The organism is Winogradskyella thalassocola, from assembly GCF_900099995.1.
Classification (GTDB): Bacteria; Bacteroidota; Bacteroidia; order Flavobacteriales; family Flavobacteriaceae; genus Winogradskyella; species Winogradskyella thalassocola.
In genome coordinates this window covers 437,513-451,349 of sequence record NZ_FNCZ01000002.1, presented here as the reverse complement: position 1 = coordinate 451,349, position 13,837 = coordinate 437,513, and the positions used below count along the sequence as shown (strand labels likewise).

The 13,837-nt window shown below is 33.0% G+C and carries 16 protein-coding genes and 3 tRNA genes; 14 read left to right on the top strand and 5 right to left on the bottom strand.

Annotated features, from left to right (window positions below):
- The first annotated feature begins 142 nt into the window (after positions 1-142).
- The 4 genes from BLT80_RS08990 (at position 143) to BLT80_RS08975 (ending at position 3,554) form a co-directional block, all read left to right on the top strand.
- Entirely contained in the window at positions 143-988 is an 846-nt protein-coding gene (locus BLT80_RS08990; protein ID WP_092467281.1) for a transketolase, read from the top strand.
- Positions 989-1,031: 43 nt separating this feature from the next.
- Complete coding sequence (locus BLT80_RS08985) at positions 1,032-1,985, top strand: transketolase family protein (RefSeq protein ID WP_092467280.1); 954 nt, start codon at positions 1,032-1,034, stop codon at positions 1,983-1,985.
- A 57-nt stretch (positions 1,986-2,042) separates the two neighbouring features.
- Positions 2,043-2,636: a porin family protein gene (locus BLT80_RS08980; RefSeq protein WP_092467279.1), complete on the top strand. Its 594-nt coding sequence runs from the start codon at positions 2,043-2,045 to the stop codon at positions 2,634-2,636.
- A gap of 318 nt (positions 2,637-2,954) precedes the next feature.
- Complete coding sequence (locus BLT80_RS08975; RefSeq protein ID WP_092467278.1) at positions 2,955-3,554, top strand: outer membrane beta-barrel protein; 600 nt, start codon at positions 2,955-2,957, stop codon at positions 3,552-3,554.
- Between the two features lie 80 nt (positions 3,555-3,634).
- Here BLT80_RS08975 and BLT80_RS08970 read toward each other — a convergent pair whose 3' ends face one another.
- The gene (locus tag BLT80_RS08970; protein WP_092467277.1) at positions 3,635-4,690 is read right to left on the bottom strand and encodes an FKBP-type peptidyl-prolyl cis-trans isomerase; all 1,056 of its coding nucleotides are present in this window, start codon (positions 4,688-4,690) and stop codon (positions 3,635-3,637) included.
- A gap of 134 nt (positions 4,691-4,824) precedes the next feature.
- Here BLT80_RS08970 and BLT80_RS08965 point away from each other — a divergent pair, with 134 nt between their 5' ends.
- From BLT80_RS08965 to BLT80_RS08955, 3 genes are all read left to right on the top strand, one after another.
- A complete protein-coding gene (locus tag BLT80_RS08965; protein ID WP_092467276.1) occupies positions 4,825-5,199 on the top strand; it encodes an RNA-binding S4 domain-containing protein in 375 nt (124 codons plus the stop codon).
- A 95-nt stretch (positions 5,200-5,294) separates the two neighbouring features.
- Positions 5,295-5,870, top strand: coding sequence for a methyltransferase domain-containing protein (locus BLT80_RS08960; protein WP_175455576.1), 576 nt, complete (start codon positions 5,295-5,297; stop codon positions 5,868-5,870).
- Between the two features lie 93 nt (positions 5,871-5,963).
- Entirely contained in the window at positions 5,964-6,467 is a 504-nt protein-coding gene (locus tag BLT80_RS08955; protein ID WP_092467274.1) for a phosphoribosyltransferase family protein, read from the top strand.
- Here the strand turns inward: BLT80_RS08955 and BLT80_RS08950 are convergent.
- A complete protein-coding gene (locus BLT80_RS08950; RefSeq protein WP_092467273.1) occupies positions 6,459-6,980 on the bottom strand; it encodes a shikimate kinase in 522 nt (173 codons plus the stop codon). The genes BLT80_RS08955 and BLT80_RS08950 overlap by 9 nt on opposite strands.
- Before the next feature lie 129 nt (positions 6,981-7,109).
- Between BLT80_RS08950 and BLT80_RS08945 the strand changes: the two genes are divergently transcribed.
- The 7 genes from BLT80_RS08945 to BLT80_RS08915 all read left to right on the top strand — a co-directional run bounded on the left by BLT80_RS08945 (position 7,110) and on the right by BLT80_RS08915 (position 11,506).
- Positions 7,110-7,182, top strand: a tRNA-Lys gene (locus tag BLT80_RS08945).
- A gap of 273 nt (positions 7,183-7,455) precedes the next feature.
- Positions 7,456-7,528: transfer RNA gene (locus BLT80_RS08940), tRNA-Lys, on the top strand.
- A gap of 56 nt (positions 7,529-7,584) precedes the next feature.
- A tRNA-Leu gene (locus tag BLT80_RS08935) sits at positions 7,585-7,668 on the top strand.
- Between the two features lie 154 nt (positions 7,669-7,822).
- A complete protein-coding gene (locus BLT80_RS08930; protein WP_092467272.1) occupies positions 7,823-8,722 on the top strand; it encodes a MerR family transcriptional regulator in 900 nt (299 codons plus the stop codon).
- A 4-nt stretch (positions 8,723-8,726) separates the two neighbouring features.
- A complete protein-coding gene (locus tag BLT80_RS08925; protein WP_092467271.1) occupies positions 8,727-10,187 on the top strand; it encodes a phytoene desaturase family protein in 1,461 nt (486 codons plus the stop codon).
- 20 nt (positions 10,188-10,207) lie between these two features.
- Positions 10,208-11,047, top strand: a complete 840-nt coding sequence (locus BLT80_RS08920; protein ID WP_092467270.1) for a phytoene/squalene synthase family protein — start codon at positions 10,208-10,210, stop codon at positions 11,045-11,047.
- A 12-nt stretch (positions 11,048-11,059) separates the two neighbouring features.
- Positions 11,060-11,506 (top strand): sterol desaturase family protein, encoded by a 447-nt coding sequence (locus tag BLT80_RS08915; RefSeq protein WP_092467269.1) that lies wholly within the window; start codon positions 11,060-11,062, stop codon positions 11,504-11,506.
- Position 11,507: 1 nt separating this feature from the next.
- On the opposite strand, the gene BLT80_RS08910 is transcribed toward BLT80_RS08915, so the two are convergent.
- The 3 genes from BLT80_RS08910 to BLT80_RS08900 form a co-directional block, all read right to left on the bottom strand.
- Positions 11,508-12,083 (bottom strand): TlpA family protein disulfide reductase, encoded by a 576-nt coding sequence (locus tag BLT80_RS08910; RefSeq protein ID WP_092467320.1) that lies wholly within the window; start codon positions 12,081-12,083, stop codon positions 11,508-11,510.
- A 73-nt stretch (positions 12,084-12,156) separates the two neighbouring features.
- Positions 12,157-13,035 carry an anti-sigma factor gene (locus BLT80_RS08905; protein WP_092467319.1) on the bottom strand — a complete coding sequence of 293 codons (879 nt, stop codon included), beginning with the start codon at positions 13,033-13,035 and terminating at the stop codon, positions 12,157-12,159.
- Positions 13,036-13,104: 69 nt separating this feature from the next.
- Positions 13,105-13,776, bottom strand: a complete 672-nt coding sequence (locus tag BLT80_RS08900; protein ID WP_092467268.1) for a Crp/Fnr family transcriptional regulator — start codon at positions 13,774-13,776, stop codon at positions 13,105-13,107.
- Positions 13,777-13,837 lie beyond the last annotated feature (61 nt).

Here is a 13,837-nt window from a genome sequence, read left to right as displayed (position 1 = left end):
ATTTGGAATTTGCGCTTTGATTTTTAGAATTTTCGACATATTGTTAGCAAATCATACAATTCGTTAATAAGTGCTCCATTGCAACTTTTGAAAACCCTGAGTAAAAAGTTACTTTTGTGGCATAAAACTTAAGCAACATAACATGCCAAACATTAAAGAATTAACTGATTTAACTACTCAAGTTCGTAGAGATATTATACGAATGGTACACAAGGTAAACTCTGGTCACCCAGGAGGATCGCTAGGTTGTGCTGAATTTTTTGTTTCTCTATACCAAGAGCTGATGGAAAGAAAAGACGGTTTTGATATGGACGGAATTGGAGAAGATTTATTTTTTCTTTCAAACGGACACATTTCACCTGTATATTATAGTGTATTAGCAAGATCCGGATATTTCCCTGTTGAAGAACTGAATACATTTAGACTAATTAACTCGCGTTTACAAGGACATCCAACGACACATGAAGGATTACCAGGTATCCGAATCGCTTCTGGTTCTTTAGGTCAAGGTATGTCTGTAGCACTTGGTGCTGCTCAAGCCAAGAAACTAAACAATGATGATCACTTAGTATATAGTCTTCATGGTGATGGTGAATTACAAGAAGGTCAAAACTGGGAAGCTATAATGTATGCTTCGGCTAAAAAAGTAGATAATCTTATTTCTACGATAGATTTAAACCAACAACAAATTGATGGTTCTACAGATGATGTTTTACCAATGGGAAGTCTAAGAGCAAAATTTGAAGCTTTTGGATGGACCGTTTTAGACATCGAAAAAGGTAACGATATTGAAGCTATACTAGAAGGTATGAAGGATGCAAAATCCTTAACAGGAAAAGGAAAACCTGTTTGTGTTCTTTTACATACAGTTATGGGTAACGGTGTCGATTTTATGATGCATACACATGCTTGGCATGGAAAAGCTCCTAACGATGAGCAACTAAAAGAAGGTTTATCTCAAAACCCTGAAACTTTAGGAGATTACTAAAAAAAGTCTAATTAAACAGATACCCATTTTTATGGGCATTATTATGAAAACATATACATACACAGAAAAAAAAGATACAAGAAGTGGATTTGGTGCTGGTTTAGCAGAATTAGGGCGTACAAATCCTAATGTTGTTGCCTTATGTGCTGACTTAATTGGGTCTTTAAAAATGGACGAATTTATTAAAGAGAATCCTGAACGTTTTTTCCAAATAGGGATTGCAGAAGCTAACATGATGGGGATTGCTGCTGGTTTAACTATTGGTGGAAAAATTCCATTTACAGGGACTTTTGCAAACTTCTCTACAGGTCGCGTTTATGACCAGATTCGTCAATCTATTGCTTATTCTGGTAAGAATGTAAAAATTTGTGCATCTCACGCTGGATTAACTTTAGGTGAAGATGGAGCTACACATCAAATTTTAGAAGATATCGGATTAATGAAAATGTTACCAGGAATGGTAGTTATTAATCCATGTGATTACAACCAAACAAAAGCTGCGACTATTGCCATTGCTGATTATGACGGCCCAGTTTATTTACGATTTGGTCGCCCGTCTGTGCCAATTTTCACACCTGCAGATCAGAAATTTGAAATCGGTAAAGCCATTAAGTTTACAGAAGGAACTGATGTTACTATTGTAGCCACAGGTCACTTAGTATGGGAAGCTTTAGAAGCTTCAAAAGCCTTACAAGAAGCTGGTATTTCTGCAGAAGTCATAAATATCCATACCATTAAACCTTTAGACGATAAAGCTATTTTAGATTCCGTTGCTAAAACACGATGTATTGTTACTGCTGAAGAGCACAATCATCTTGGTGGTCTTGGAGAAAGTGTTGCTAGAGTTTTAGCACAGCATAATCCTACGCCTCAAGAATTTGTAGCTACAAACGATACTTTTGGAGAATCTGGAACACCAGCACAACTAATGGATAAGTATGGTTTAAATAGTGATGCAATCCAAAATGCCGTTAAAAAAGTTCTGAAAAGGAAATAATTCTTTCTAAGAGCAGCGTTGTTTCAACTGAATGTGAATATTTAAACCTAGGACATTGTGAATAATTTTAAAAAATTAATTATCACTAGTACATTTTTTGCTCTTGCTGTATTTTCAGCCTACGGTCAAAATCCAATTTCTTTTGGAATTAAAGGTGGTTTAAATTATGGTGCTACCGGAGAATACTTTGATGCACTTAGCTTTAATCGCAGTAATCCGGATAAAAATATAGGTTACCATATTGGTGTTTTTGGCAAGATGGGTGATGAAATTTATTTAAGACCTGAGTTTGTTTACACAGCTATCAAAAGTGATTACGATAATGCTGAATTCAATGTTAGAAAAATTGATGTTCCTATCTTAGTGGGTGTACAACTTTTAGACCCTATAAGTGTATTTGCTGGACCAGCTATGCAATTTATCCTAGGCTCAGATTTTCGCGGTGTTGATATTGACGATATTCGAAATAAATTTAAAGTTGGTTTTAATTTTGGAATTGCTGTTGATTTCAATACAATAGGTATTGATTTAAGATATGAAAGAGGTTTTGACAATAATGAAGCTTCGTTTATGGAAGAAAATCAAGGTAGATACAGTAGAATTGACACCAAGCCTAACCATTTAATTTTGAGCTTATCAATAACGCTTTAATATTAAATAAATAAAAGCAGTATTCTAAAGTACTTATTTTTAAAGTTTTGTAATATTGGGCGTAGTAGAAATTTATTAGACATCATGTTTATATGGTTTTCAACTGCGCTCAAAATAACGATTCTACTTTTATTGTATATCTCCCTTCCTTTAAAAAACGTTAGTTAACACTTCTACGATGCTTTACAGCGTCTAAATAAGTAAAGTTTAAATAGCAATGCTATTCAAAATGCTGTTAAAAAAATAATGAAAAGAAAATAATTTTGATTTGGTACCGTTTTTGAAGTAAGTACCTAATCTTATAAAAAAACGAACATTATGAAAAATTTAAAGAAAACAGTTATTGCAACTGTAATTTTTGCTTTTGTTGGATTTTCAATGACGGCACAAAACGGTAATTCTTTTGGGATCAAAGGAGGATTAAACTATAGTGCCAACGGAGATTATTTTGAATCTGCTAGTGCTAATGCTAAAAATCCAGATCGTAATATTGGATACCATATTGGGCTTTTTGGCAAAATAGGAAATAAGTTCTATTTGAAACCCGAATTAATTTATACCGCAACGAAAAGTGATTATAGTAGTGATGAGTTTTCTATAAAGAAAATTGATGCTCCTATATTAGTCGGTGTTAAAATTTTAGGACCTGTTAGTGTTTTTGCAGGACCTTCTTTACAGTACATTTTAGATACAGAATTTGATGGTATTAATATTGACAATGTTGAAGATGATTTTTCTGTAGGATTAAATTTTGGAATCGGACTTAGCTTTAATAATATTGGAATTGATTTAAGATATGAAAGAGGTTTTAATCACAACGAAGCTACGTTTATTGATACGAACTTAGGTACCGGAATTGTAAGTAGAATCGATACAAGACCAGATCAATTAATTCTAAGTTTATCTCTTGCGCTTTAGTAATAGATAACATACTAAATAAATAAAGCCGCTCAATAATTTTGAGCGGCTTTTCTTATTTCAAAAATTTAGTTTAACTACTATAGCTCATTGTAGTTAGTTGTAAACGCTGGATCTAAATAATCTGGTGTACCATCGTCATCAGAGTCTACAATAGTTACTGTCTTAATAGTAATAATACCTCCAATCTTAACTCTACTTCTTTCAAACTCGTTAGCAGCAAGTATTGGTTCTACTTCCCCAAGATTGGTATTAACGGTATATGTTGTAGGCATTAATTCATCTATAGTTAAAACAAGATCTCCATCATCATCAATGTCTATAAAATCAGGCCACCCATCATCATCTGTGTCATCGTCAATAACATATAAATCGCTATTGCGATCTTCAATATAAGAAGGGATACCGTCATTATCATGATCTTCTACTTCGTACTGTAACAATTCGAATTTAAAAATAAGATTATCATATGAAGATCCTGTATTGGTTCCTGAAAAATAACCTAATCCAGAAGGTATAAACATGACTCCTAAACCAGGGTTAGTAAAATTAATGTTACCATTTTCATCAATACCATCAAATGTTGCCGCATTAAATTCAGGAAACACAAGCGGCCAAGCCCTAACAAAAACTGCATTATTTGTACCGTCTGCTTGAAGTGGAAAATCAACAGGAGTAGCACTAGAGTCAAAAACCTCATAATTACCATCTAAAGCCTCATTTACTGAACTTCCGCTATATCTCACACGAATCATATCTGTAAATGCAGGTGAGCCACCTTCACCTTGATTTATATTTAACACATAATACTCATAATCAGCTTCATAATATGAAGTAGTGCGCAATTCTACGGCACTCATTAGTAATGTATGATTTTCTGGTACAGCTTCACCTTCTTCTAAAGGTGTAATAACGATATCCGTATATCTATGATTAGAACCCGTTTCAAAAAAACCTGAGTTATAATAATGTGATGTTAAGTACGCTATTAAAGAGTCTTTATCTTTAGCTTGTTGCTCCGTTCTGTCTTCTTCAACAAAAGGAGTGGTGTCATTATCATCATCACTTTTACAAGAGACAATAACGGTAACTAAAAACATTAATAAAAGACTAAATTTTAAAATTTTAATTTTCATAGAAACTTATATTGTACGCATTAAACCACCACAGTTTAAAAACGAAGTTCATTATTGCTTATTTTTAACGCGCAAGATACAATAATATAATATTTTTGCACTACAACATTAACGTAGTTTTTAGTAAAAAAGATATGCGAATTGATAAATATTTATGGTGTGTACGCTATTACAAAACAAGAAGTATTGCAACAGCTGCATGTAAAAAAGGACAAGTTAAAGTTAATGGCGCTAGCGTAAAACCCTCTAGAGAAGTGTTCCCTACCGATAAGATTGAACTTAAAAAAGATCAGATTATCTATCAGCTTACCGTAAACGATTTACCACCAAATCGTGTTGGCGCAAAACTAGTTGACATATACAGAGTAGATACCACTCCAAAATCTGCTTTTGAAGCTAGAGAGCTTTTAAAATATAGCAAAGATTATTACAGAAAGAAGGGAGCGGGTAGGCCTACCAAAAAAGATAGACGCGATATTGATGACTATCGTGACGACGACGAAGAATAAACTATAGAAAATTGAACTCGAACGCAACGTTAAAATTTAACGTTTACAAAATCAATGTATTAATCTAAAAAGAATATAGCTAGGTTATGGATCAAATGAACAAAGCTTATTGGGAAGAGCGATACACATCTCATAAAACCGGATGGAATATTGGTTATGTTTCTACTCCTCTAAAAGTGTATTTTGATCAACTTGAAGACAAAACCTTAAAAATTTTAATCCCTGGTGCTGGGAATAGCTATGAAGCCGAATATTTATGGAATAACGGTTTTAAAAACGTGTATGTATTGGATTTTGCGAAGCAACCTTTAGATAATTTTAAAAATCGTTTGCCAGAGTTTCCTCAAAGTCAACTTTTAAATGCTAACTTTTTTGAATTAGACGATAGCTTTGACCTCATTATTGAACAAACTTTTTTTTGTGCACTCAATCCTAGCTTAAGATCTAATTATGTTAAGCAAATGCTTCAATTATTAAAACCAACAGGAAAACTCGTTGGACTATTGTTCAATATAGAATTAACTGAGGTCGGACCACCATTTGGGGGCAATATTTCAGAATACCAAGCACTCTTTAAACAGGTATTCAAAATAAAAGTACTAAAACCCTCAATTAATTCCATAAAAGAAAGACAAGGTAATGAACTGTTTTTTATCTTTGAAATCCCATAATGGGCATTTGGCAGGCTTTGATGTTAACACATTTAAATTGTTAAACTTCAAAACTGTCGTTTATAATAAATCTTAATTTTCTAAAAATAACCTATGGCACTAACGAAAAACACGATTTTAAGTCATAAAGAAATTGAGCATAAAATAAAACGCATTGCATATCAAATCTACGAAAGCAATGTTAATGAAACAGAGCTTATTATTGCTGGAATTGAAAGCAATGGTTATTTACTTGCAAAGAAAATAAAATCTAATTTAGATAAGATTTCCTCTATTGAGTCTACCTTGTGTAAAGTCACAATAAATAAATTAGAACCAACTGCACCGATTACAACCTCTATCTCTAAAGATGACTACACCAATAAGTCACTAGTGCTTATTGACGATGTATTAAATTCTGGTAGTACGTTAATATATGGTATTAAACATTTTTTAGATGTACCTTTAAAACAGTTTAAAACAGCCGTTTTAGTAAATCGTAATCATAAAAAATATCCTGTAAAAGCCGATTTTAAAGGTATCTCTCTTTCTACCTCATTATTTGAGCATGTTCATGTTAACATATCCAAACAACCTTACGAAGCTTATTTAGACTAGATGCGCTACAAGATCTTCTAAAATTTCTTGTTGTGTTTTATGATCTGTCTTTAGTGTGAATTGTGATTTGCTATAATATTGAGTACGTTCAAATAAGTGCTTACCTATAAACTCTAATAAGTCAGCTTCCGTATTTAAATGACTAATTAATGGTCGTTTTTCGCGTTCCTTAAATAAGCGTTTTTCTAAAAGCGGAATTGAAAGTTTAAGATAAAACGAAACCACATTGGTGTTTCCGGTTAACAAGTCCATATTACTTCCATAACAGGGTGTACCTCCTCCTAAGGCTAGTACAAGTGGTTCTGACGTATTAATAAGTTCTTTTAAATATTCAGTTTCTTTTTTTCTAAAATAGATTTCACCTTTAGTTTTAAAGAGATTCGAAATTGACGTGTTTTCTTTATCAGAAATATAATCATCTAGATCTAAGAAACTACAATTCAATACTGTAGCTAATTCCTTACCTATGGTTGATTTTCCCGAGCCCATATACCCTATTAAAACTATAATCATAGCACTTATAAATTGATTATTAAACCGATAGGTTTATTCACAACAAAAAAACGAAAAAAAAATTTAAAAAAGTGTTGTTAAATTAAAGAAAGCTTATATATTTGCACCCTCGTTAGAGAAAAGCATTATGACCAGTTAGCTCAGTTGGCAGAGCATCTCCCTTTTAAGGAGAGGGTCCTGGGTTCGAGCCCCAGACTGGTCACTAAAAAAGTTAAGCATTATGCTTAACTTTTTTTTTGCTTAAAACTTAATTTATATGCCATAATCGATGTGGTTGACGAAAATATTAACTTGGCAAAATGCCAAACGAGAAGTCACTAAATCTTGCTGTTAGAAAGCCATAATTACTTACGTGATATAACTCTATTTTTTAGACTTAAAATCGGCAACAAATAAAAAAAAATATTTTTTTAATTCTGTTCGTTGTATTTGCATAAAGGTTTTATATTTGCACCCTCGTTAGAAAAAAAATAACGACCAGTTAGCTCAGTTGGCAGAGCATCTCCCTTTTAAGGAGAGGGTCCTGGGTTCGAGCCCCAGACTGGTCACTAAAGAAAGTTAAGTATAATGCTTAACTTTTTTTTTATATTTACTTCATTATTTTGCGCACGTGGCGGAATTGGTAGACGCGCCAGCTTGAGGGGCTGGTGGACATTAGTCCGTGGAAGTTCGAGTCTTCTCGTGCGCACAATTACTCAAAACCTCATTTATAATCTTCCCCAATAATTAGACTTTTAGTCAGTTTCATTTCCTTTTACAATTCTTTTTTTTCATAATTTTTGTTAATTCTAAACTTCGTATTAGTATAAACCTTATTTTTGTTTAAACATTTTCAAAAATAAATGAACAACATTAAAGATAGGTTTAGTATAAAAGATCTAGAAAACCTTACTGGAATTAAAGCACACACGATTAGAATTTGGGAGAAGCGTTACAATTTACTTGAGCCTAAACGTACAGAAACAAATATTAGGTATTATGACCTAGCGAGTTTCCAAAAGCTTCTTAACGTAAGTTACCTTAATAATAATGGTTATAAGATTTCTAAGATTGCGACTATCGAATCTGATCAAATTCCGCAATTAGTTAGAGAAATTGCTAATGAATCTAATATGGAGAGTCATGCGATCAACGCGTTTAAGCTGTCCATGCTCAATTTTGATCAGGCTCTATTTTACAAAACTTATGATTCACTTCTCAATGACACCGGATTTCAAGATATTTTTTACAACATCTTTATTCCCCTATTAACCGAAATTGGCTTATTGTGGCAAACTGATACTATTACTCCTGCTCACGAGCATTTTGTATCGTCACTTATTCGTCAGAAGGTGTTAGTTAATACAGAGAAAATTCAAGCAAAACAATCACACAAATCCAATAAAACGTTTGTGCTTTATTTGCCCGATAACGAAATACACGAACTCGGTTTAATGTTCATTAACCATGAGATTATTAGACATGGCTATCGCTCTATATTTTTAGGTCCAAGTGTTCCTATACAAAGCCTAAAGGATCTTAAAAATTATTATGACGACATTGTCTTTGTGTCGTATTTCACCGTAAAGCCTGAAAAAGAAAACCTTTCAAATTATATTAATGAATTTAATGACGTTCTGTTAAAAAACTCTACGACTAGTTTCTGGATCTTAGGAAAAATGTTAGATGATATTGATAAAACAGAATTACCAGAACACATAAAACCATTCGATTCTATTAAAGCACTAATTAAAGAATTATAAATTGATGCGTAAAACAATTTCCATAATAGGCTCTGGGTTTTCAGCGTTATCAGCATCTTGCTATTTAGCCAAAGCAGGGCATGCGGTATCCATTTACGAAAAGAACAGTACTGTAGGAGGAAGAGCTAGACAATTTAAAAAAGATGGTTTTACGTTTGATGTCGGTCCAAGTTGGTACTGGATGCCAGACATATTCGATAAATTCTTTAATGATTTTGGAAAAACCACCAGTGACTATTATCAACTTGATAAATTAAGTCCTGCCTATAAAATTTTCTTTTCTGATGATGTCATCACCATTGGAGACCACATGGACAAGATTTGTGATGAGTTTGAACGTATTGAAACTGGCAGCTCTAAGCCACTTCGTAAATTTATAGCGACAGCTCAAGAAAATTACGACATTGCCATAAATAAAGTGGTTTTAAAGCCTGGTCTTTCTCCTTTCGAATTGGTAACTAAAGAAACTGTTACGCGCTTAGATCGCTTCTATAATACGATTAGCAAAGAAGTCCGAAAGAACTTTAAGAACCCTAAACTTATCTCAACTTTAGAATTTCCTGTTTTGTTTTTAGGTGCTAAACCAAATCAAACTCCTTCGTTTTATAGTTTTATGAATTTTGCAGATTTTGGATTAGGCACATGGCATCCTAAAGGAGGTATGTACGAAATAGTTAAAGCTATGACAAGTTTGGCAGAAAGTTTGGGTGTCACTATTTACACTGATAGCAATGTCGAAAAAATAAACGTGGAGAATAAGAAAGCTAAAAGCCTAACGGTAAACGGCAAAACAATTGATTCTGACATTATTTTAAGTGGTGCAGATTATCACCATTCAGAAACGCTTTTAGACAAAACCTATAGACAGTACAGTGAATCGTATTGGGAAAGCAGAACATTTGCCCCTTCTTCTCTACTCTTTTATGTTGGTTTTAATCAAAAGTTAAACAATATCGAGCATCACAATTTGTTCTTTGATACGGATTTTGAAAATCATGCAGAAGAAATTTACGATAATCCAAAATGGCCTAAAAATCCATTATTTTATGCTAACTTTCCTTCAGTAACAGATGCAAGTATGGCACCTGAAAATTGTGAAACCGGATTTTTCCTTATTCCAATTGCTCCAGGACTAGAAGACACACCAGAATTACGTCAACAATATTTTGACCTTATTATAAATCGTTTTGAACAGAGAACAGAACAAAACGTAAAAGCACATATACTCTTTAAAGAATCGTATTGTGTTAATGATTTTATTGAAGATTACAACTCTTATAAAGGAAATGCATACGGTATGGCAAACACCTTAATGCAAACAGCATTTTTAAGACCAAAATTAAAAAGTAAAAAAGTAGACGGACTCTATTTTACAGGACAACTTACTGTTCCTGGACCAGGAGTTCCACCTGCTTTGATATCAGGAAAGCTAGTTGCAGAACTGATTCAAAAAAATGAAGTTTAACAACTTAGAAAATTACACCTATGAAATTAATTTTTGACAACGTTTCTCATATCTGTAGCAAAGCAGTAACTAATGCTTATAGTACCTCGTTCTCTTTGGCAACAAAAATGCTTTCACTCACTATAAGGCAAGACATTTACAATATTTATGGTTTTGTAAGATTTGCTGACGAAATCGTTGATTCATTTCATAATTATGATAAAGAAAAACTCTTTAACATGTTTGAAAATGATCTCGAAGCGGCTTTAGAAAACAAAATTAGCCTCAATCCTATTTTAAATTCTTTTCAAGAAACCTATCACAAATACGGAATTGAAAAGCACCTAGTGGATTCCTTTATGAATAGTATGCGTTTAGACCTTCATAAAAAAGATTATTTAACTGATGAAGAATACAAAACGTACATTTATGGCTCAGCAGACGTCGTTGGTTTAATGTGTCTTAAAGTTTTTGTAAAAGGAGATAATACTAAGTATGACGATTTAAAAGATTCAGCTATGAGCCTAGGCTCTGCATTTCAGAAAGTGAATTTTCTACGCGATTTAAAAGAAGATTTTGAAGATTTGAGTAGAACTTACTTTCCAAATACCGATTTAACCAAACTTGATGAAGCTTCTAAAAAAGCCATCATAAGTGAAATTGAAGCCGATTTTGCTGGCGGACTAGAAGGTATTAAACACTTACCTTTAGAAGCTAAATTTGGTGTGTTTATGGCTTATAGGTATTATAGCAAATTATTAGATAAACTAAAAAAAACACCTGCATTACAAATAAAATCGACTAGAATTAGAGTTCCTAATTATAGAAAAATTGAGCTTCTAACCCGTAGTTATGTGAAATATCAATTAAATTTACTTTAAAATAACAACGCAATGCAAATCGCTTTTTGGATTTTAATATTTCTTGCTACATTTTTCATAATGGAATTTAATGCGTGGTTTACGCACAAGTATATTATGCATGGTTTTTTATGGAATTTACACAAAGATCATCATCATAAAGATCATGATAGTTGGTTCGAGCGTAATGACGCGTTCTTTATCTTCTATGCTATTGTAAGTATGACGTGCTTTTACCTGTGGAGTTATGAAGCTATATGGTACACTCTCCCTATTGGATTAGGTATTTTAGTGTATGGAGCTGCTTACTTTATTGTTCATGATATATTTATACATCAACGTTTTAAATGGCTTAGAAATATCGACAATAAATATGCTAGAGGCTTAAGACGTGCTCATAAAATTCATCATAAACATCTAGGAAAGCATAAAGGAGAGAACTTCGGAATGTTAATAGTGCCTTTTAAATATTTTAAGTAGTTTATTCGGAAAGCAACTCATCAAGTTGTTTTCTGACTTTAGCACTATTCCAATTTACGGCTCCAGTCTCGTCAACAACAATTTCGCTCGCCTTGTTTAAGATAAATGTTCTTGGTATTGAATGCACTCTCAATTCCTCTGGAGATTCACTTAGAGGCCGAAATACTTCAAAATTAAAACTCTTTTTTACTTTAAATTTTTCTACGGTTTCAAAATCATCATTTGTCACAAATAGAAATATAACTTTATCACCATAATCATTATATAATTCTTGAAGACTTGGCATTTCTGCAATACATGGTGGACACCAGGTCGCCCAAAAGTTAATTAATACCACTTTTCCTTTTGTAGCGTTAAAATCTAACCTATTACCATTATCAGATACTAGATCCCAATTTAAATTACTTACCGTATTTCGTTCTACTTTATCGATGAGTGTTGCTGTATTAATGTAGCTAAACCCCTTATGAAAGAAGACCTGAATTGGCGCTCTCGTTTGCGGAATCACAAACAAAATAATTAGTAAAATCGCTAAAACATTATAAATTCTATTTTTAGTGGTTTTATCTTTAGTCATAACATAATAAAATTGAAGAAGCGCAACACCAAAAATAGGTATCACGCTTCAAATCTAACAATTTAAATTTGCTTTAATTTCGTGTTACAGAACCTGAAACAACCGCAGTTGGCCCTACTCCCATCGAAATAGTTGTATGAACCGCTGCATCACTAGGTACCACATGAGCCAAAGGCTTTAATGTAAAAGGCGTTGGACTGTTATCTGGGCTAGGCTCAACTGATATTACAATTGTAGCGCCTCTTAAATCTGTTGGAAATGTTATTCCTGTTGGTGCGTTTTGTAAAAAATCTTCACCAGGGAAACTCGGTCCATTTCCTGCATCTCCTTTAAAAATTGAAGTCGTAGCATTGTTGTCTGCTAATGCTGGATCTGTAAATGTTCCTGTACTAATTGGTGTGCCATCCAAGACAGCCCAACCTTCATATTTCCAACCATCTGTTAATGTTGGCAAGTCTAATCCTGCAACTGCACTTCCACTAGAATTATCTAAAAACCAAACTCCACTATCTTCATTAGTATCGTCTGTATCTGTTGGTGTTGCTAAAATATAACTACCTGTAGAAGCACTAAAATTTGCGACTATACCGTTAGAATCCACACTAGCCAAAGCACCTGAAAAATCACCTGCTAAAATTTTGGTTGCTGCTGGTGAAGGATCAGAGTCCACTGCTGGCTCAATAGATAGTACAAACGTAGTTGCCATATCTAATTGTTCTGAATTTACACTAAATGTCTGTGGAAAATCTACACTACTAAACGTCCCTGTAGACACTGGGGATCCCTCTACAATAATCCATCCTTCATAAACAAAGTCACTCCCTAATGCTTCTAAACCATCAAGATTAAGGGTTAAATTTGAATTTACAGAACTTTTGTTGTCGTCATCACTACTGCACGAACTGGCAAACATACCGAGTGCCAATACCGCTAAAATCATTTTTTTCATCATTGCTTTTTTTTTAAAATTATAATTCAAAATTAAGTAAGCAATGCTTCTTAAAATGTTAGATAGCTAACATTAAGCCGTCTTTTTTAAGATTCTTATCTGTTTTCCGTTAAAATCTAAATAATTTTCCTCTTTAAGCTCGTTAAGTAAAATGTTTATTGTTGGCCTAGAAACACCTATTAACGATGCCATGTCTTTTTGGGTGTATGGATGATTGATAATATTATCTCCAGATTTTTCACAATCATAACCGTAGTCTGAACATAATTCACTTATAAACTCTAGGAGTCTCGTTTTAGAATCTTTAAACAACAATAGCTGAAGACGTCGTTCTAATTTTTTAAATTTAAAACCAATGAATTTATAAATTTTAAAGCTAAAGGTTTGGTTAGCTCTCATTAGCTCATGCATCGTTGTAACACCAACGGGGCAAATAGACGTATTACTATCTATAGATTGCGCAAATTCATCACGAACAATATCTCCTAATATTGCTTTCTCACCGAACAGTTCACCTTTACTTAAAATAGCTTTAACTACTTCTGATCCATCTTCGTTATAGTAGCCAATTTTAACTTTGCCTTTTTCAATGAGATAAACCTTATTAGCTGCATCGGCCTCAAAATAAATGTAATCACTCTTTTTATAAGCGTTAAAACTATGAGAAGCCTGAAATTCCTTGAACTTATGAGGACATAATAAATCGAAAAGATTAACATCTTCAAAAATCCAAATAGAATTCATAAATATTATAATTTTAGGAGTATAATTTTTAGACGTAAAAAATTAACAGTCCTTTCAAATT